The sequence below is a fragment of the Amedibacillus dolichus DSM 3991 genome (genome assembly GCF_000154285.1).
Taxonomy (GTDB): domain Bacteria; phylum Bacillota_I; class Bacilli_A; order Erysipelotrichales; family Erysipelotrichaceae; genus Amedibacillus; species Amedibacillus dolichus.
This window is the reverse complement of record NZ_DS483477.1, coordinates 58786-79449: the sequence shown is the minus strand read 5'-3', so window position 1 is coordinate 79449 and position 20664 is coordinate 58786. Positions and strand designations below refer to the sequence as shown.

Sequence of the window (20664 nt, the reverse complement as noted above, 5' to 3'; positions counted from 1 at the left end):
TAGAAAAGAACTGCAAACGCAGTTCTTAAGCAACCTCTTTTTCCAGCTTTTCAATACCGATTTGAATACGAGCCAGTGTTTCTTCCTTACCAAGAATATATGCAATTTCGATTGCTCCTCCCGGTGTAAACTGTTTACCGGTAATCGCACAACGTACAGGCCACAAAATCTGTCCGTTTTTCATTTCCATCTGTGCCGGAAGTGCCAACAATACATCGTGCAGCTTTTCTTCACTGGACCAATCATTTAATGCTTCCAAGGCTTCCTTGCTTGCCTTCAATGCCTTTAACGCAATTTCATAGGTTGTTTTCATCTTTTTATGAATATACATGGCATTGTCATATTCCGGAAGGACATCAATGAAATCCAAACTTTCCACAATATTGGACAGTACATCGGTACGTGGCTGTAAAATACGGGCAACTGCCATCTGATCAACCGGACGTTTAATCGCTTCTTCAATATACGGCTTTACCGTTTCATAAAATTTTTCTTCGCTCATAGCACGCAAATACATACCATTCATCCAAGTCAGCTTATCAATATCAAAGATAGCCGGTGATTTTGAAATACGCTTAATATCAAAAACCTTGATTAACTCTTCAAGCGAATAAATTTCCTGTTCGCTCTCCGGTGCCCAACCAAGCAAAGCAATATAGTTTAGAATTGCCTCCGGTAAATACCCCTTCTTTACTAGATCTTGAAAGCTGGCATCTCCATTACGCTTGGAAAGCTTATGCTGTTCATCTTTCATAACCGGTGGAACATGCACATAGGTAGGAATATCCCAACCGTATGCCTGATAAATCAAATTATATTTCGGAGTTGATGACAAATATTCATTCCCACGTACAACATGAGAAATCTGCATCTGATGATCATCAATAATATTCGCAAAGTTGTATGTAGGGAAGCCATCGGATTTCAATAAAACGGACTCATCTAAGGTAGCATTATCGACCTCAATTCTTCCATACACCTCATCATCAAAATACGTTTCTCCATTGGCTTTGATCGTTTGACGTACAACATACTTTTCACCATCGGCAATACGCTTTCTGGCTTCCTCAATCGAAATATGCTTACATGGATCATCGTATTTAAAAGAAATTCCCAAGCTTTCCGCTTCCTTGCGCTGTGCTTCGATTTCTTCCTCACTACAGAAGCAATAATGTGCTCCGCCAAGCTCTACAAGCTGATCCGCATATCCTTTATACATGGATAAACGCTCTGATTGTACATACGGTCCGAAGTCTCCGCCAATATCCGGTCCTTCATCATGGTTCAGACCAACCGCCTTCATCGTATCGTAAATAATATCAACAGCTCCCTCTACCAAGCGTTCTTGATCGGTATCCTCAATACGCAGGATAAAATCCCCATCTTCATGCTTAGCAATCAAATACTCGAAAAGTGCTGTTCTTAAGTTTCCTATATGCATATATCCCGTAGGACTAGGTGCAAATCTTGTTCTTACTTTTTTCATGACATATTCTTCCTTTCGATAGCATTATTATCATATAATAAACGCGTGCCATTATCAACCAAAACTAGGATTTTTACCTATTTTCTATTGACAAAGTCCTACCTTGTGCTTTATAATATCACATGCCGCACAAAGATTGGGGTATAGCCAAGCGGTAAGGCACCAGACTCTGAATCTGGCATTTCCTTGGTTCGAATCCAAGTACCCCAGCCATAGAAAAATAAAAGCTCGAGCTATGAGCTTTTTTTATTATCATTTTTCATAACAATAATTTTAGATGATAAAACAAAAATGAAACATTAATTTTCTCTAATTTCACTTTATCTTATATAACATAGAATCTTCTAAAAAAGCAAGCTTGATAAAACCAAACTTGCTTTTTACTTATTAGGCGTGCTTTAAGAATGCAATATAGCCTTTGGTAGCCTCATAAATATCTGCCTTGCTGGCAATTTCCCAAGGTGCGTGCATATTATGAAGGGCGATACCGCAGTCGATAACCTCCATATCATACTGAGCAAGGATATAAGCGATTGTTCCGCCTCCGCCTTGATCAACCTTTCCAAGCTCGGCTGTCTGATATGCTACATTTTCTTTCTCCATGATGTTTCTCAGCTCTGCAATATATTCCGCATTGGCATCGTTACAGCCGCCTTTTCCTCTTGAACCGGTATATTTATTAAATACGATACCCTGTCCGAAATAAGCTGAGTTTTTAGGCTCCATAACACTTGCATAGTTAGGATCAAACGCAGCACTTACATCACTTGACAACATCTTAGAGTTTTTCAATGCGCGGCGAAGTGCTAAATCGTTATATTCACCCATACGATCCATAACCTCTGCTACTGTATTTTCAAAGAATTTTGACTGCATACCGGTCGCTCCGATACTGCCTACCTCTTCCTTATCTACAAGCAGACATACAGCAGTACGCTTTACACTTGGCATTTCCAATAAGGCCATTAAAGATGTATAAGCACAAATACGATCATCATGCCCATATCCCATTACCATGGAACGATCCAAGCCATAATCACGTGCTTTTCCTGCCGGAACAACTTCAATTTCCGCAGATACGAAATCGTCTTCTACGATATCATACTTATCTTTCAAAAGCTTTAAGATATTCGCCTTAACTGCTTCCTTTTCCGTATCCTTTAAAGGAATGCTGCCAACGGTAACATTAAGATCTTCTCCTTCGATCACCTTACTAGCCGTTTTGGTCATTTGATCCGCAGATAAATGTACCAACAAATCGGAAATACCAACTACCGGATCGCTTTCATCTTCACCGATATTTACAGTTACAGATGTACCGTCCTTACGCACAACTACACCATGTAGTGCTAAAGGTAGAGTTACCCACTGATACTTCTTAATTCCACCATAGTAATGCGTATCCAACATTGCCAAATCATGATCCTCATACAATGGATTCTGTTTCAAGTCCAAACGCGGACTATCCACATGGGCACCGAGAATGTTCATTCCGTTTTCCATTGCTTCTTCACCAATCATAAACAAAGCAATTGTTTTCCCCATATTGTTGGCATATACCTTATCTCCGGCCTTTAAAGTTTCCTTATTTCTGATTACCTCATCAAGATCACGATAGCCGTGCTCCTTCGCCATGCGAATTGCCTCATCGACACATTCTCTTTCTGTTTTGCAATCAGAAATAAACTTCTTATAGCCTTCACTGAACGCAAAGACTTCACTCATTTCTTTTTCATCATATTTTTTCCAAGCATTTTCTCTCATGTCAGATCCTCCTAATAGTTCTTATTATATAATGATTTGCACATTCACGCAATGAAAACGGCTTATCCCTTCAATAGCTCTTGTGCCAAATCCTGTATATCCTTATCATCTTCTAAGGAATTATAAATTTCTATTGCTCCGATATCCTTGGTTTGTTTCAGCAAATCGCGCTCCTCCAGCAAATGCTTTACCTGCTTCGCTGTTCCCGTATTTCCATCAATGATTGCAATATGCTTTGGCAATAGCTCCGTAAGATATTTTCGATAAAACACAAAATGCGTACAGCCTAATACAATGCTGTTTATTTCTTCAAGGTTATAAGGAGCTAAATAGTTTCGCAATGTTTGTTTCACAAGTTCTTCATCTTGCAGCTTATGCTCCTCAACGATATGTACCAAAGCCGGACAAGGCTGCTTGTAAATAATATGCTCTTTTTCACAGCGCGCCATTAAATCGGCAAACTTTTTTTCCTTTAATGTAAAATACGTCGCTAATACAAGAATATGCTGCTGTTGTTCATTATCCGCCGCAACCTTTAAAGCCGGCTCCATGCCGATAATCGGAATGTTCAAATAACGCTTACGCAGTTCATTTACACAAGCACTTGTAGCTGTATTGCAGGCAATCACAATAGCCTTGACCTTTTTACGCATAAAAAATTCACAAATGCTATAACAGCGCTCTGTAATTTCAGCTCTGCTTTTTTCTCCATACGGTGCATAGGCCGAATCACCGAAATAAAGTAAATTCTCCTGCGGCATGAGGGCATGAATCTGTTTTAAAACACTAATGCCTCCCATTCCCGAATCGAAAATACCAATCGGGGAATTAACATTCACATACCTCACCTCCGTTAGCTACTATTATACCTCTTTTCTCTTTGAAGTTGTAGTATCATTAAAAAAGAAAGCTGTCGCTATAACAGCTTTACATCACCAATTCATCATTATAAACACCAAGCTCTTCTTCCGTTTCCAACGCAATCTGGGCATTCAGTTTTTTCATTTCCTTTGAAATAAAGACAAAAACTACGATTCCGCTGCTGATATCCGCAATCGGACCGGCAAACAAAATACCGTCTAAACCAAAGAACAGTGGTAAAATCAAAATCAAAGGAATCAACAGGATCAGCTGGCGCATCATGGATAAAACCGATGCTTTTAACGGTTGTCCGGTCGCTTGAAAATAGCTGGTTGCGGTAATTTGGAAACCGGCAGTAAAGATACCAAGCATATAAATACGCATAGCTCTTTGCGCAAAAGTTGAGAATACCGGATCACTGCTGCCAAACAAGGATAGAATTACACCGGGAATCGCAATACATACTCCCCAACCGATAATTGATGTCAAAACAGCAATCGAAGATGCTTTTTTGTATGTTTCCTTTATACGCTTAGGCTGTCTTGCTCCCTTATTAAACCCTAAAATCGGCTGTGCTCCGATACCAATTCCAATACAAATCGAGGTAATGATCATAGATATCTTTAACACAATCCCCATTGCACTTAGTGCTACATCGCCGGTAGTAGAAGTTAAATCACCGTAATAAACCAAAGAATTATTCATTACTACCTGCATAATAGTGGCGGCTGTCTGCGTGATACAGCTTGAAAACCCTAAGGATAAAATGCTGACAAAAATAGTTTTCTTAATTTTCATTTGTGAAATATGCAAACGCATTGTACTTTTCTTCAAAAAATAATACACCAGAATAACCGCACCGATAATCTGTGAGGTGATCGTCGCAATGGCTGCTCCTTTCACGCCCCAATGAAATACAAATATATAAATCGGGTCAAGAATGGTATTTAAAACAGCACCGGCAATCATACTGAGCATCGCAATGTTTGGACTGCCATCAGTTCTTGCCATATTACTTAAGCCGATTCCCAACAAATTAAAAACCGTTCCCAACAAAATAATACTGGCGTAATCTTGGGAGTATGCAAAATTCTTTGCGGTTGCGCCAAACAAATATAAGATCGGTTCTAAAAATACCAGTCCGACAACCATGATGATAATACCTGCCAATACTAGCATAAAAAAGGCGTTTCCAAGAGTATGCTCTGCTTCTTGCTCTCTTTTTTCACCTAGTTTAATAGCAGCATAGGCACTCGCCCCTGCACCAATCATCGTTCCTAATGCCAAAATGATTGTCTGCAAAGGAAAGCTAACCGTTGTTGCGGCATTTCCTAAATAGCCGACTCCGGTTCCGATAAAAATTTGATCGACTATATTATATAAAGCATTAACCAACATTGATACCACTGATGGAATCGCAAATCGCATCAATAAATGTCCGATTGGCTGATATCCTAACGGATTTTTTGTTCTTATTTTCACTGCTTCCATAATTACCTCCTACCGATAGCATGCATCGCATGTTCACTGATTCGCCGCATCAATTCCCCTGCCATGCTTCTTTCTTCTTCACTAAAATCAATACATATTGCCTCATACCATTCATCTAGCATCTTTTGAATGATTGGTATAAGCTCTTTTCCTTTTGTCGAAATAAATAAATGCTGCAAACGTCGATCATGTGTATCAACCACACGCTCAATATAGCCTTCCTCCTCCAGCTTCTTCAACGCTCTGGCACATGTTCCTTTGTCGTACATTCCCATAGATGCCAATTCATACGGTGAAATCCCGGGCTTTTCATAAATACGAAGTAAAAAAAACTGCTGCCCACAACCGATATGATAGGGTGTCAGATATTCGTCATAATAGATTTGTCCGCAGCGATAAATCATTGACGCATATTTGCTGATTTCTCTCATGTTTTCTCTCCTCAATAAGACTTGTATAGTATAGCGCAAACTCGTTGCATGCGCAACTAATTATGTGAAATTTCCTCACCTGCCGCCACTTTTTTATAAAGCTTCTTCTTGATATAGCAATATATAACGTGGAAGATCCTTCTTATATTTTTCACGTTTTCTTCCTTTCTTGCCTGTATGTTTGGATTATGTTAGAATTATCATGAAATAGGGAGAGTGATGATATGCAAAATACATCTGTCGGAAAAGCAATTGCCTCTATGGTACTTGGTATTGTTTCCGTATCTATTGCCGTATTATCCGCCATCTTGTTTTTCTTTTTATTTCCATTAGGTGTTGGCTGTGGCATTGCTTCTTTAATTTGTGGTATCATTGCTATTGTTCTTGGCAACAAGGCACGCCCTCTTGGCAGAGCCATTGCCGGTTTTGTACTTGGTATTGTAGGCTCCTCCCTATCCGGTTCTACAATTCTTATTGCTTATGTGATTAAGATGCTGATTTAAAAGCATCTTTTTTTATTTTTCTACAATTTTTCACTGCTTTTTCTTTTTCCTTCGTATGAGATATATGTAGGTATATTTCAGCGAAAGGAGAGGATCGATATGCTTACCAATACAACATGCAGTAATGAAGTGAATTACTGCAACGACTTTTTCTTTAAATATGCTCTTGGAAGTGAAGATGAGGATTCCACGTATATCCGTAACACCATTATTGAACGTGTTACCGGTATTCACCCAAAAGAAAGCATCGTTTTGAATCCCAATCTTGATCCAACACTGCTTGCGCAAAAGCAAAGCATCTTGGATATTCATGTCAAGGACGAGCAAGGTCATGAATATGACTTTGAAATGCAAACTACCTTCTTACAGGCATCGGAATGGAAACGATTTGAATACTATGGGGCAAACATGCTTAGCAAGCAGCTCGTAGAGGGAGAGAACTATCGTCAGCTGCAATCGATTTATCAAATCATCTTTGTAAATGCATGTCCGCAAAATGAGAAACGATTGATCAATCGCTATATTATGCGAGATCCATATGGAGAGGCAGAAAGCAAAGAGCCACTGTTACACAGAATCTATATTCAACTGCCGATGATTGATGAAATAGCGAAGGAAAAGGGAATGGAAGCAATGAATGATTTTGAACAGGTGTGCTACTTATTTAAAAACAATGCGAATCATGCTATACTAAAGACAAAGGAAAGGTTGGTGAGAAAGCTAATGGAAAAGCATGAGAAATTCAAAGATGATGAAGGGCTGTGGTCGCTGGCAATGTCGAGACAGATGGCAGAGTGGAGAGAGAAGAACAATCTGTTGGATAGCTATGATGAAGGCAAGAAGAAAGGTCTAGAGGAAGGTACAAAACTAGGATTAGAAAAAGGGACAAAACTAGGGTTAGAACAGGGCACAAAGCTTGGTTTAGAAGAAGGCAATCGACTTGGCACTTTGAATTTATTGTCCATGCAAATCAAACAGAAATTCGCTATTGATGCAAAGGAATGGTTATCCACTTTAAGCTTAATCTCAGCTATATGAGCTTTCCAATCAGCTACTTACCTGTAATACTTGGGAAGAGCTGCAGCATCATATTTAATTGCATAAATGAGACAAAGTGAAATACTGGTCTCATTTTTCATTTCCATATAAAAAGACAATCAACCGTAAAAAATTGATTGTCTCTTATTTTTATTATTTCAAAGTAATTTCATTCACATAATTTGTCGCAAAGATTTCCTTCACAGTCTGTGGGTCCGCTGTTTGTCCCAATGCCCACATCAATTTGGTCAGACAAGCCTCACTCGTCATATCATAGCCTTGGATCACACCATGACGCAGCACTTTTTGTCCGGTTTGATAAATCGAAAAATCACTGTTTTCATAAAGACACTGACTGCATACCACCACACTGATTCCCTTCGCAACAATTTCTTCCAGCTTACTAATCAAATCTCGACGTATAAAGTGAATACCTCCGGCACCGAAGGCTTCAATGACGATGCCTCTGTAATTCATATTTGCTAAAACATCTAAAATTTCCGGATTCATGCCGGGAGTAAGCTTCATCAAATAGACATCTTCACACAAATCATCATACAACTCACATTTCCCCTTTAAAGAGATAGCGTCTTTCTCATAGATATGTAAGCCTCTTGCATCAACGATACCGATTGGCTGTGCATTGACACTTTCAAAGGCATCAAAATTCATCGTACGTACCTTAACCGCACGTGTACCAAGCATCAGCTTGCGATTAAAGCAAATATAGACACCATGCAAAGCGCATTGAGCAGCAGCAAATGCCAAGCGTATATTATCCACACCATCACTCAGCGGGTGCAGCAACGGCAGCTGACTGCCTGTCAAAATAACCGGTATCGGCAAATTGTGCAGCATAAAGCTCAAGGCACTTGCAGTATATGCCATCGTATCGGTTCCATGCGTTAATATAATGCCATCATAATCCGCATATACCTCATAAATACGGCGAGCAATCAGCTTCCACTCCTCCGGTTGCATATTGCTGCTGTCAAGATTTAACAAATCCTCACAATCCAATTGTATATGTTCTTCGCGTAAGCCTAAAATTGATAACAATTCTTGGCTATTCAATGCCGGAATCAAGCCTTCATCACTTGGTGAGGAAGCAATCGTTCCTCCGGTTGTAATCAATAATAGTTTTTTCATTTCATTCCACCTAGCTTCCTGCCTTATTATACTAAACATCACCTCATTTAAAAAGTTAAAAATCATTCATTTTGCATATATATTTTGCTTTTTTATGGCAAATTATTTCCCGTGCAATAAATTATATGAAAAAAATGCAAATTTCTACTTGTGTTTATTCGCTACTTATGGTAGGATATGTAAGCAATATTGATGGCGCGTTGGAGAAACGGTTAACTCACATGCCTTTCACGCATGCATTCACGGGTTCGAATCCCGTACGCGTCACCATTTGATAAATGAAGCCTTCTATTAAGGCTTTTTTTGTTATGTAAGAGAAAAATGAGAAGAAGTAAAACAAAAGGAACCTATTCACTTCACAAAGTAGTTTATAAGACATCGCATATTTAAAATCAAAACGATACAGCATATAAAAAGGAGATTTCAAGTATGGCAGCGGCTAAACAACCATATTAGAAATCTCTTTTTAATACCTGCTTAAAAGTTTGGAAAAGATAGTCTTTCTTGCACTTCTATAATATTCTATTTTAAACAAGCTTTACCAATTTATTTTTTATACATAATTTAATATTAAGCATTTTATTTTCTTCTGCGAAAACGACCTCCATCATACCGTCCTTCACACGTTTGATCGTTCCCTTTCCTAAGCTTGCATGCTCAATGCGTACACCACGTTTAAAATCCTGTTCTCTTAACCGAGAGCTTGTGGCCTTCGGCTTACTTGCTTCCTTGCGCTTACCATGCAATTCATAAATATATGGCGACATTTCCAAACGCGTACCAAAACAGTTCTTGCCGGTAAATAGCTCCAAATGATGAACAGCACGGCTCATTCCCATATAAAACAACCGTCTTTCAAAGGCTTCCTCATAGGCATTTCCTTTAAATTTCGGATAAATATGCGCAAAGCAGTCAATCATACATACGCAGGAATACTGTCTGCCATACGCTGCACGAAGCGGCAATACATAAACATCGGCATGCTCACTTGAAGAAATATTGATCAGACCACGCAATACCTCTAAAAATTCTCTTGGATCGGGGTACTTCGCTGCCAAAATCTGCAATGCGATCCATACCGGATCCTGTATCGTACGTCGTTCCTTTCGCATATTCGCATCATAAGCAAATTTCTCCAACACAAATTGCAGCATGTCAAAGGTCGTTCCACCGGAAACCTCTCGGATATCCTCCATATAAGAGGACAATAAACGTTTCCCACTAGCTTTATAACTGCTGGCAATAATGGATTGATAAATATCCATCTGCGGTTGATCGCTCATAATTCCATCAATTTCCAAAAGCATACGATTGCTCATATCCAAGCCCATATATTTATGCACTTCAAAAAAGGCACGCATATTTCGTGGATTTATAAATAAGGACAAAAAGTTAACCATATCTTTGACAATCGAATCATTCAAAAAGCTTTTGATATTCCATTGGAAATTTACTGCGATTTGATTGGATACAAGATGCTCAATCAACGGAATCGCGATGGCATCTTCTCGATATAAGAAAGCAACCTCCTCTTTTTCCTCAACTCTTTTTAATGCATAATCATACATCTTTTTCCATTCGCTAAAGCCTTTATACTTAATTTCACATTCCTCAGTACTTGCAGTTGTCATGGTGCTTGGTATAAAACGATTTGTCAATTCACATAATGTCGAATTCAAACGATGTGTCGTTGTTAAAACAACCTCTTTATAATCCTCATAATCATCTTTCCATGCATCGAATATCGTTGCATCGGCATCATAGGTCAGATCGCAGCTTACCTGTGGATTTACAAACGCGCACAGCTTTGCCTGATGCGCCTGTAAAATGCGAATCAGCATCTGTGCGGCATAGGATAACTCCTGTGCATCATCGATCGTGATATACGCAAAGCGCTGCTGATAGAGCTCCAGCATTTCCTTATCATACATTAGAATATGCAAGGCTTCCTGCAAGACATCGGCTTTGTCATAAATTTTCTTTTGCTTCTTAAACTTTTCATAAGCATTATAAAAAGCCGCAAAATCAATGTTATCCATTTTGATTTCCGCAATTCTTTTTTCATTTAACAAACGCAGCTTACACTGATAAACCTTCTGCAATAACCGCTCGATTTCCACATTGGAGCATATCAGCTTAAACTGAGTTCTTAAAATCTTATCGGCAGCCTTCTGCATATTGCTGAATACCTTTCTGGTATTTTGATTTTTCTCATCATAAAAGCTGACAATGCGATAGGCAAACGAAAAGATATCCACAAAATTAGGGGTCTTTTCACAACCGTAACGCTCTCTGTATGCCTGTTTCATCATACGTGCGCTAGAGGCATCAACAACTAGGTTCAGCATCTGTTCCTTTTGTGCTGCTTCACTCTCTAATAGATAGGCAAGACGCGATAAAAAAAGCTGTGTCTTACCACTGCCCACACAGCCCCTTACAACAAGACAAGTCGTACTCGTATCCAACACTGTTTCAATATGTTCACAAGGAGCTATTTCATACTTTGCTAAAAATTCCTGCATTTTCTGTTCCATTTCATCACCTGCTTATATTTAAATTATACCTTACTTTACTTTTATTTCCTATCATTTTCCAAGGATTTATTTACATTTTCCCGACTTTTTGAAATTGGAACCTCTTTCAGTAAAAAAAGAGAAATCACAGCTGTGATTTCTAAGCATTCCGCATGACATAATCACGCAGGCCTTGATAAATCGCATAGGCAAATTGCTCCTGCTTCGTTAAAAGCTTCTGCGCATCTTCCGGATTGCTAAGGTAGCCCAATTCAATCAAAATTGCCGGCATCGTCGTTTTACGCAACACATATAAGCGTGGGTTGATACGTACCTGATTATCCCGCATCGGAATGCTTGTTACAATGGAAGCCAAAACCACCTGCGCTAAATCATAAGCAACGCTGTTTTCCTGATATACGTAAATTTCACTTCCGTTGATATTGGGATTCAAATTGGCATTTACATGAATACTGATAAAATAATCAGCAGGCCAACGATTTGCCATCGCTACCCTTTCCTGTAAGCTGCTTGCGGCATCATATCCCAAAACCGTATCCGGAAACAAACGTGATACCCTTGCCGTAAAAGCAGGATCGGTATTTAGATACTTTGCCAAATATTTACCTACTCGATAGGTTACCTCCGCCTCAACGACACCATTTCCATTCGCACCAGCGTTGATTTCTCCCAAGTTGTGTCCTTGATCAATAAAAACACGAATCGTCATACAATCCCTCCTTCCCTAAGCTATGCTCACGTTTCTTTTAGGTGCAATATTTTCTTGGAATTTTCCTTTAAAACTATGGTATCCTATTCTTAGAAAGAAAAGCGAGGGATTGCATGGAACAGGTTGCTGTTGTTTTTGGTGCACAAACACTTCATGAAGAAGATATACAGGAATTTAAGGAGCTGGTTGCTGCCTGTGATATGGAAATTGTCCGAGAATTTCGCCAAGTGCTGCGACAAATTCATGGCAACACTTGGATCGGAAAAGGAAAATGTGCGGAAATCCATACCTTTCTACAAGCACATGCCCTAGATGCTGTTTTATTTTTCAATGACTTATCCCCTCTACAAATCCGAAACCTTGAGGCTTATTGGAATATAAACGTCATGGATCGCAGCGATTTGATTTTGGAAATCTTTGCTCGCCGTGCCAAATCAAAAGCAGCACGCTTACAAATCGAAAATGCTCAATTAAAACGCCAGCGCTCACGCTTGATCGGTTCGAAAAAACATTTAGGCAGACAAAGTGCCAGCGGTCAAAACAAGGGTTTGGGAGAAAAGCAGTTGGAGCTGGATAGACGCCGTATTGCCTCACGCATTGTATCTACAACAAGAGAATTAAAGCAATTGGAAAAAACGCGCATGACACAACGAAATGCTCGCTTGCAATCTCGCCTCCCTCTTGTTTCCTTGATCGGCTATACAAATGCCGGAAAATCAACCATCATGAATGCTCTGCTGCAATACAGCAATAGCTCGAAAGAGAAATACGTATATGAAAAGGATATGCTGTTTGCGACTCTAGATACCTCTCTACGCCGCATTGATTTGGGACATCAAAGCTTTTTATTAAGCGACACCGTTGGTTTTGTACGCGATCTTCCCCATGAACTTATCGAGGCCTTTCACTCAACCTTGGAGGAAGCTTGCTATGCCGATTTGTTAATCGAAGTCATTGATACCTCCTATGCCGATTATGAACAACAGATGAAAGTAACAAGCGACACACTGCAAGCCCTGCATATCGGAAATCTGCCGATACTTCATGTATTCAACAAATGCGATCAAACCGATATTCCCTATCCTTCCATGCATGGCGAGCACCTTTTTATCAGTGCTAAAAACGAGGAATGTATAAAGGAACTGATAAATCAAATTCGACTTCGTTTATTTCCACTAACCACTATGGTAAAGCTTTGCATTCCTTATGAAAAAAGCAGTCTTTATGGCAGACTGCTTACACAAGCACAAATTTCACAGCGTGATGATTTCGAAGATGGCATGCATCTTGAGGTTGCTCTACCTAATGATTTGTTGGAAACATATAAAGCGTATATGCATTAGCGTAAAGCTTTATATACCTTGGATAAGGTAAAGATGATATCACTTGGTAAAATACTGTTTGCATCTTCCACTTGTAATAGCTCATCGGCACACTTGGCATGTACATAAACTCCGGCACCTGCTGCCTCTATTGCTTGCTTGGATTGTGCATATAAACCGGAAATGATGCCACAAAGCACATCGCCGCTTCCACCTTTGGCTAAGGCATTGTTACCGATACAATTAACGTAGCACTTTTTATCTGTCGCTATGATACTGACATAATCTTTATAAACAAGTGTTACATTTGGATAACAGCTTGTAAATTCCCGCACTGCCTTAAAAGGATCGGCCTTGATTTCGGCAGTGCTTTTGCTTGTCAAATAACTGAACTCCTTTGGATGTGGTGTTACGATCAAAGGAGCTTGCCGTCTTTTTATCAGCTCTCTGTATTTAGCACATGACCACAAGGCATCGGCATCAAGAATGCAAGGTATATCTTGTTGCAGCACATAGGCAACCAATGCCTCACTTGCCTTTGTTCTTCCCATACCATTTCCAATCACAACCAAATCGTAGTTCCCAATTTTTTCTTTAAGCAAGGATAATGCCCCTTGTGCAAACATGCCATTCTCATCATCTGCCTCTATCAACATGCACTCCTCTAGCTTCATTGCTAAAAGCATACCGATGCTTTTGGGCACAAATAAGGTCAAAGTGCCTACTCCGCTTCGCAGCATTGCTTTGGCACATAAGGTAATAGCACCATGCATCGAACGACTTCCGCCAATTGCCAACACCTTACCATAGCTGCCTTTATGCGATTGTTCAAAACGCTTTGGCAACATCTGGCGTGTCTTATCCTCCGTTAAAAGTATCGCATGCTCTTCCTTTGCGATCATTTCATGAGGAATACCGATATCTACGATTTTCAAATGTCCGCAATAACGCCTTCCCTCACCTAACAGCTGTCCTTGCTTGTAACAGGCAAAGCTAATCGTAACATCGGCATGAATCGCACAGCCCATACAAGCTCCTGTATCACTGTGGATACCACTTGGCATATCAATGCTGATACAAGGAAGCTTACTTGCATTGATTTGATGAATGACCTGCGCATAATCCCCATGGATCCCACGTGATAAGCCTGTTCCAAACAAAGCATCGACACATTGTTCGCTGTTTTTTAATAAACCTTCCAGTTCATGAAGTTGATGAAAACAAGGAATATTCAGTTGAGCACAGCGCAAAGCATAAAATCTTGCATCGCTTGTAAGCTGGTTTTCATTTGCAAGCGTAAACAAGGTTACATTTACATACCCATCTTCTTTCAATAAGCTGGCAAGCGCAAAACCATCGCCGCCATTATTTCCGACACCGCAAACGATCAAAATACGTACCAGCTTTGTATGATGCTCATCAATGTAATCCTTCACGCCACTTGCAGCTCGCTTCATAAGATCAAGTGATGATACACGCTGCTGTTTTATCAATTGTTCATCTAATCTATGCATGGTCTTACTATCGACAATATACATACAACCACCTCGTTTATCTTTATTATAATATAGATCGTAAAAGAAAAGAATGCTTATCTCAACTTGTGAAAGCAATCACACAATTCTTGTCAAGCATATCACATTGCGTTATAATAAGATAGCTTATGACGCTGTCTCAGCGAAAGAGGATTTGAATATGAAAAAAACTATCGTATTAGGTGTTAGTGGAGGAATTGCTGTATTTAAGGCTGCTCAGCTAACGAGTAATTTAATAAAAAAGGGCTATGATGTAGAGGTGATCATGACGCAGAATGCGACAGAGTTTATGACTCCCTTAACCTTTGAAAGCCTTACGAAGCATAATGTTATGGTTTCAACCTTTGAAAAGGTTGCCGATCGCAGTGTAAAGCATATCTCCCTTGCCAAACGTGCCGACTTGTTTGTCGTTGTTCCGGCTACCGCAAATGTCATTGCGAAATTTGTATGCGGTATTGCCGATGATATGCTTACTACAACCTTTCTAGCTGCCGATTGTCCTAAGGTAATATGTCCTGCCATGAATACGCAAATGTATGAAAATCCCGTTACGCAACGTAACCTTAAGACTTGCAAGGAGCTTGGTTATCACATCGTTGAGCCGGCAAGTGGTTTTCTTGCCTGTGGGGATTGTGGAAAAGGTAAGTTGGCAGAGCTAAGTGATATAGAAGCATGCATTGATTCCTACTTTCAAACCAATCGACGTTTAGAGGGCAAACATGTGCTGATCACTGCCGGACCTACACAGGAAGCCTTAGATCCCGTACGTTATATTTCCAATCATTCCAGCGGTAAAATGGGTTATGAATTAGCACGTGCCGCACAATCCATGGGAGCCTGTGTAACCTTGATCAGTGGACCGAGTCGAGAGGAAGCACCTTTCGGCGTTCAGCTGATTTCCGTTCAAAGCGCTTTGGATATGCTAGAGGCTGTAAAAGCGCACTATATATCTGCCGATTATATTATCAAGGCAGCTGCCGTAGGAGATTATCGTGTTGAAAGTGTTGCCGAGCATAAAATCAAGAAGGATAGTGAAGAATTTACCTTAAAGCTTGTCAAAAATCCCGATATTCTCGCCTATTTGGGAGAACATATTCGAAAGGATCAAATTCTTTGCGGCTTTGCGATGGAAACCCAAAATTTAATTGAGAATGCCAAAGCAAAGTTGGAAAAGAAACATTGCGATATGATTGTCGCAAACAATTTAAAAACCGAGGGAGCCGGGTTCGGTCATAATACCAACATCGTAACCCTTATTGAAAAAGAGCAGCTTCAAGAGCTTTCAATTATGAGCAAATATGAGGTTGCCTGCAAGATTTTGGAAAGACTTGCCGAAATTCGCGAGGAAAAAGGAGTACAATAGCATGCTAGTAGTAATGGACGTCGGAAACACCAATATTACCATCGGTATTTACAATGGCAATAAACTCATCGGAAATTATCGTTTAACCACCAAAATGAAGCGTACCAGTGATGAATACGGCTTCATGATCACAAACTTTTTAAATGCCTCTCAGGTATCCATCAATGATATTGATGATGTTATCGTCAGCAGCGTTGTTCCTAAGATCATGCATTCCTTTTTGAATGGCATTCGCAAATATATGAAAAAAGAACCGATCGTTGTCGGTCCCGGTATCAAAACCGGAATTTCCGTCAAAGCCGAGAATCCCAAGGCGGTCGGCGCAGATCGTATCGTTGATGCAGCCGGTGCCTTTTATGCCTATGGAGGTCCTTGCTTAGTTGTAGATTTCGGTACTGCTACAACCTATGATTATGTAGATGCACAAGGAAACTTTGAATTCGGAGTAATTGCCTTAGGGATTGAAACCAGTGCACAAGCAATGTGGACACAGGCTGCCAAGCTTCCGGAAATCGAAATCAAAAAGCCGAAATCCATTTTAAACAAGACTACCACAACCAGTATGCAAGCCGGTCTTGTTTATGGCTATATCGGACAAAGCGAATACATCATTCGTCAGTTCAAAGAGGAGCTTGGCTGTAATATGAAGGTCATCGCTACCGGAGGATTGGGGAAAATCATTTATAAAAATACCGATGAAATTGATATTTACGATCGTGATTTAACCTTTAAGGGATTAAAGTTTATTTACGAAAAATACATCAGTGAGAAGAAAAAGAAGGAAGAAGCCAATAAAAAATAATATTTTCTTCTATCTATAAACAAGCAATAAAAAAGGAGATTTCTTATATGGTCATTTCATTTAACCATGTTTGAGATCTCCGTTTTATTTATCCATATCGAAAATCAAAAGACTTCCTACAAACGTTTTTCAAAGTTACCGCTGACACTCATTCCCTCATTGATAATGATAAAGGCTTGCGGATCTGCCGATAAAATAATCTTTTTTACCTGTGGCACCTCATACTTGTTAATAACCGTCATTAAAACAAAGGTTTCATTATCTGTATAGGCACCTGCGCCTTTCCAATACGTAACACCTCTGCCGGTTTCCTCCATAATACTGTTTTTAACCTGCGGATTTCGTGTAAACACCATCGCTGTCATGTTGATGTTTTGATAGTGAAATTTATCCACCGTCAAATACATACAAGCTGTAAAGATAATCGAATAAATGGCTGTTGCCAAATCAAATAAAATCGCACAGCAAGTAAAAATACAGGCGTTAATAACAATACTCAGTTTTCCGACAGAAAACCGTTCGGATTTTTTCGCCATATAAACACCGAGAATATCCACACCGCCGCCACTGCCGCCGCAACGTAAAGCAAAACCGATACCAAAACCACCGATCAAGCCGGCAATCAAACAAGCTGCTAACACATCATCAATAATCGGAGTTTCCGGTATCCAAATCAATGTAAAGGCAACCGTTTGGGCAATTACATTCAACAGGGTTTTAATAAAAAACTTACGTGAGATACTGCGATATGCCATGATAAACAAGGGTATATTGATTAAAAAGTTGATAATACCCGCAACATCTAACCCCTTCGGAACTGAAATCCACCCACTAATCAGGGTACGTAAAATTTGGGCAACGCCGATACCTCCGCCACTGAATAAATTCATCGGTACAATAAATAGATTAACGGCTGCCGCAAATAAAACACCGCCGATAACTACATTAATATAATCCATATATTTGAATTGCTTAAGTTTCATACTCAATCCCCGCCTAACGCTTGTTATTATATCAATAATTCACAAATTGGGAAAGAAAAAACTGACAATCACGCTTATCTTTCTACCATTCTTACCATAATGTAATAATTCTCTATGCTGTTTTATGCTAAAATAAATATATGAAATGAGGGATAGTATGAGTTTTTTTAGCGACACGCCGGGGATTTTTCATTTCCGTTTATTCGGTTTTTGGCATATCGTTTTAACTATAACGATGCTGTTGGCAATGGTACTGATTTATAAGCATCGAGAAGCTATACGCAAATGGAAATACCATGATAAAGCCTTTCGTTACATCGTTGCAGGCATCATGTTTACCAATATGGCTATTTATTATGGTCAAAAAATACTCGATGGAACATGGAGCTACAAGGAGCATTTACCATTACATTTCTGTTTTATCAGTGGCTATTTGTTTATGTACGCACTCATAACCAATCATAAAAAGATGTTTAAATTTGTTTATTTCTTTTCATTTGCCGGACCGCTTCCTGCTATTTTACTGCCGGATCTTACTTGTGGACCGGATCGCTTTATCTTTTGGCAATTCTTCTTCAGCCATCATTTCTTTTTAACTGCCAGTATTTACGTCTTGTATGTGTTGGAATGGAAAATCACCTACCGAGAAGCCTTTCAAGCGTTTATCGACGCTAATATTATTTTTGCGCTTGTTTTCGGACTCAATCAAGTTATTGGCTCCAACTACATCATGACAACCAATCTTCCCGCTCATATTATGAAACTATTCCCTTTCTTAAGCTATATCAACATACCTATCCTTTGGTTGGAATTAGCAGGGATAGCTGCCTGCTTCATTGCTTTTATTCCTCTGTTCTTTTTATACCGCTCCCAAGAAAGTAGCAAAGATTCTTCTATTCTACATCAAATATCCTAAAAGCCGTATTTTAGATAAAGTATTGTCAATCCAGTCCATATATCGGTGCTGTGACAGATAAGTCAAGCTCTAAGACAAAAAAAATACACCCAATTCCATAAGGAAGAAGGTGTATTTTTTGGTATAATTTATGTATGACAAGTACTCAAATTAACCAAGAAAATTATACAGCATATCAGCCATATATGCTACTAGATTTTAATTTTTCTTTTCAAAACGATGTTCTTAAAGATGATTTGAGTATCACGATCCTGGAAGTCTTGAGGAGGATAAATTTGAGTAAGTTCATAGACTTCCTTAGTCTTGATCCTCGTTCTTATGATCCTGTCATGATGCTAACCGTCATCCTTATGGCTTTCGCTGAAAATGGCTACGCTTCTTTACGTAGGTTAGAGAAGCTTTGTCGCTACGATGTTCGATATCGCAGCATTACAAATGGTTGTGTTCCCAGTTACAAGAGTTTTGAGCGTTTGATGCTAGAATAAAAACCGTATCAGTTAAATGTGAGAGTTAAAGCATCTTATGGTATACTGTCATAAATTATTAACACAGAAAGAAGAGGAATTTAATTATGGCTAAACCTACATTTACAGATGAATTTAAACAAGGAGTTGTTCAGTATGTACTTGATCATCCTGATGAATCTAAACTTTCTATTGCTAAACGTTTTGACATTGCTGACAGTACTGTTCATAAATGGGTGAAAGATGCTGATAAAAATAATGGTACTATTGTTTCCAGAGGTTCTGGTAATTTCTCTAGTGATGAAGCTAAAGAAATTGCTCGTTTGCGTAAGGAGCTTAAAGATACACAGGATGCGCTTGATGTCTTAAAAAAGGCTATTGGCATACTGGGAAAATAACGAAACAGGAACTTTATTATCAAATCAAAATAAAAAAGCAGAATGATAATAATGCTTCGATTTCCGGTATGCTCGATAAACTTAATGTCAGTAAATCAGGATATTATGATTACGTTAACAGAAAACCTTCTAAACAAAAAGTTAGAAAACAGGAACTCAGTAAAAAAATAAAAGCAATTCATGAAGAATCACATGAAATTTATGGAGCACCGAAAATAACTGTAAAACTGAATCAGTCAGGAATAAAAGTCAGCGAAAAATATGTGGGCAATATTATGCGTGAGATGGGTATTAAAGCCCATTATATCAGACCATGCACAATAACCACTAAGGACAGTGATTTTTCATCAAAACTGAAGAATATTCTAAAACGTAATTTCAATCCTGAAAAGCCGAATTCAGCCTGGTGTACAGATATAACCTATATTTGGACACAGGAAGAAGGATTTGTGTATCTGACAAGTATAATGGATTTATACTCAAGAAAAATAATAGCCTGGAAACTAACAAAAACAATGGAAGTAGAGGAAGTATTAAAATGTCTGGAAGAAGCAAAAAGGAGGAGAAAAACAGATAATCCGGTAGTAATACACAGTGACAGAGGTGTTCAATTCACATCAAAAAAATACTATAATCTAACGATAGGAATGATCGGCAGTTACTCTAAAAAAGGGAATCCATGGGATAATGCATGCATAGAATCATTTCATGCATTGATAAAAAGAGAATGGCTAAACAGAAAAAAGATAAATGACTATTCAGAAGCCTATCAGATGGTATTTGAATACATAGAAGGATTTTACAATACAGTAAGAATACATTCTCATTGTGATTACCAATCTCCAAACAAATATGAAAAAAACTACTACCAGAATAATTTAAACTAAAAATTGAAAATTCTTATATTTTAGTTGT

The 20664-nt window shown here is 39.0% G+C and carries 17 protein-coding genes, 2 tRNA genes and 2 pseudogenes; 11 read left to right on the top strand and 10 right to left on the bottom strand.

From position 1 onward, the window contains the following. Positions 1-25: 25 nt before the first annotated feature. Positions 26-1486 carry a glutamate--tRNA ligase gene (gene gltX / locus EUBDOL_RS07700; RefSeq protein ID WP_004800315.1) on the bottom strand — a complete coding sequence of 487 codons (1461 nt, stop codon included), beginning with the start codon at positions 1484-1486 and terminating at the stop codon, positions 26-28. Positions 1487-1623: 137 nt separating this feature from the next. Here gltX and EUBDOL_RS07695 point away from each other — a divergent pair. Further along, positions 1624-1699: transfer RNA gene (locus tag EUBDOL_RS07695), tRNA-Gln, on the top strand. 174 nt (positions 1700-1873) lie between these two features. Here EUBDOL_RS07695 and EUBDOL_RS07690 read toward each other — a convergent pair. From EUBDOL_RS07690 to EUBDOL_RS07675, 4 genes are all read right to left on the bottom strand, one after another. After that, positions 1874-3250 carry an aminopeptidase gene (locus tag EUBDOL_RS07690; protein WP_004800313.1) on the bottom strand — a complete coding sequence of 459 codons (1377 nt, stop codon included), beginning with the start codon at positions 3248-3250 and terminating at the stop codon, positions 1874-1876. Positions 3251-3312: 62 nt separating this feature from the next. Then, positions 3313-4089, bottom strand: coding sequence for a glutamate racemase (gene murI / locus EUBDOL_RS07685; protein WP_004800311.1), 777 nt, complete (start codon positions 4087-4089; stop codon positions 3313-3315). Positions 4090-4177: 88 nt separating this feature from the next. Then, positions 4178-5602: an MATE family efflux transporter gene (locus EUBDOL_RS07680; RefSeq protein ID WP_004800309.1), complete on the bottom strand. Its 1425-nt coding sequence runs from the start codon at positions 5600-5602 to the stop codon at positions 4178-4180. Between the two features lie 2 nt (positions 5603-5604). Further along, positions 5605-6033, bottom strand: a complete 429-nt coding sequence (locus EUBDOL_RS07675) for a MarR family winged helix-turn-helix transcriptional regulator (RefSeq protein WP_004800307.1) — start codon at positions 6031-6033, stop codon at positions 5605-5607. 224 nt (positions 6034-6257) lie between these two features. On the opposite strand from EUBDOL_RS07675, the gene EUBDOL_RS07670 reads away from it, so the two are divergent. After that, complete coding sequence (locus EUBDOL_RS07670) at positions 6258-6536, top strand: hypothetical protein (protein ID WP_004800304.1); 279 nt, start codon at positions 6258-6260, stop codon at positions 6534-6536. Positions 6537-6635: 99 nt separating this feature from the next. Next, positions 6636-7632 (top strand): annotated as a pseudogene (locus tag EUBDOL_RS07665) (PD-(D/E)XK nuclease family transposase). A gap of 95 nt (positions 7633-7727) precedes the next feature. Here EUBDOL_RS07665 and EUBDOL_RS07660 read toward each other — a convergent pair. Beyond that, positions 7728-8723, bottom strand: coding sequence for an asparaginase (locus EUBDOL_RS07660; RefSeq protein ID WP_040463617.1), 996 nt, complete (start codon positions 8721-8723; stop codon positions 7728-7730). Between the two features lie 194 nt (positions 8724-8917). Between EUBDOL_RS07660 and EUBDOL_RS07655 the strand changes: the two genes are divergently transcribed. After that, positions 8918-8993 (top strand) — tRNA-Glu (locus EUBDOL_RS07655). Between the two features lie 257 nt (positions 8994-9250). Here EUBDOL_RS07655 and EUBDOL_RS07650 read toward each other — a convergent pair. Then, entirely contained in the window at positions 9251-11257 is a 2007-nt protein-coding gene (locus EUBDOL_RS07650; protein WP_004800300.1) for a UvrD-helicase domain-containing protein, read from the bottom strand. 139 nt (positions 11258-11396) lie between these two features. Next, positions 11397-11966 carry an N-acetylmuramoyl-L-alanine amidase family protein gene (locus EUBDOL_RS07645; protein ID WP_004800296.1) on the bottom strand — a complete coding sequence of 190 codons (570 nt, stop codon included), beginning with the start codon at positions 11964-11966 and terminating at the stop codon, positions 11397-11399. A gap of 113 nt (positions 11967-12079) precedes the next feature. On the opposite strand from EUBDOL_RS07645, the gene hflX reads away from it, so the two are divergent. Beyond that, complete coding sequence (hflX, locus tag EUBDOL_RS07640; RefSeq protein WP_004800294.1) at positions 12080-13309, top strand: GTPase HflX; 1230 nt, start codon at positions 12080-12082, stop codon at positions 13307-13309. On the opposite strand, the gene EUBDOL_RS07635 is transcribed toward hflX, so the two are convergent. Then, positions 13306-14826, bottom strand: coding sequence for a bifunctional ADP-dependent NAD(P)H-hydrate dehydratase/NAD(P)H-hydrate epimerase (locus EUBDOL_RS07635; RefSeq protein WP_004800293.1), 1521 nt, complete (start codon positions 14824-14826; stop codon positions 13306-13308). The genes hflX and EUBDOL_RS07635 overlap by 4 nt on opposite strands. 157 nt (positions 14827-14983) lie before the next feature. On the opposite strand from EUBDOL_RS07635, the gene coaBC reads away from it, so the two are divergent. Together coaBC and EUBDOL_RS07625 are read left to right on the top strand one after the other, a co-directional pair. Beyond that, entirely contained in the window at positions 14984-16186 is a 1203-nt protein-coding gene (gene coaBC / locus EUBDOL_RS07630; protein WP_040463614.1) for a bifunctional phosphopantothenoylcysteine decarboxylase/phosphopantothenate--cysteine ligase CoaBC, read from the top strand. Position 16187: 1 nt separating this feature from the next. Beyond that, positions 16188-16988, top strand: coding sequence for a type III pantothenate kinase (locus EUBDOL_RS07625; RefSeq protein WP_004800289.1), 801 nt, complete (start codon positions 16188-16190; stop codon positions 16986-16988). 116 nt (positions 16989-17104) lie between these two features. Here EUBDOL_RS07625 and EUBDOL_RS07620 read toward each other — a convergent pair whose 3' ends face one another. Further along, the gene (locus EUBDOL_RS07620; protein WP_004800287.1) at positions 17105-17971 is read right to left on the bottom strand and encodes a YitT family protein; all 867 of its coding nucleotides are present in this window, start codon (positions 17969-17971) and stop codon (positions 17105-17107) included. 157 nt (positions 17972-18128) lie between these two features. On the opposite strand from EUBDOL_RS07620, the gene EUBDOL_RS07615 reads away from it, so the two are divergent. From EUBDOL_RS07615 to EUBDOL_RS07600, 4 genes and pseudogenes are all read left to right on the top strand, one after another. Next, positions 18129-18887, top strand: a complete 759-nt coding sequence (locus EUBDOL_RS07615; RefSeq protein ID WP_040463612.1) for a YwaF family protein — start codon at positions 18129-18131, stop codon at positions 18885-18887. A 134-nt stretch (positions 18888-19021) separates the two neighbouring features. Continuing rightward, positions 19022-19363, top strand: a pseudogene (locus tag EUBDOL_RS11990) (transposase); the annotation flags it as partial. Between the two features lie 95 nt (positions 19364-19458). Next, positions 19459-19749 carry a transposase gene (locus EUBDOL_RS07605; RefSeq protein ID WP_004798671.1) on the top strand — a complete coding sequence of 97 codons (291 nt, stop codon included), beginning with the start codon at positions 19459-19461 and terminating at the stop codon, positions 19747-19749. After that, positions 19746-20636 (top strand): IS3 family transposase, encoded by an 891-nt coding sequence (locus EUBDOL_RS07600; RefSeq protein WP_328284344.1) that lies wholly within the window; start codon positions 19746-19748, stop codon positions 20634-20636. Before EUBDOL_RS07605 ends, EUBDOL_RS07600 begins: the two co-directional genes overlap by 4 nt. The last annotated feature ends 28 nt before the right edge of the window (positions 20637-20664 follow it).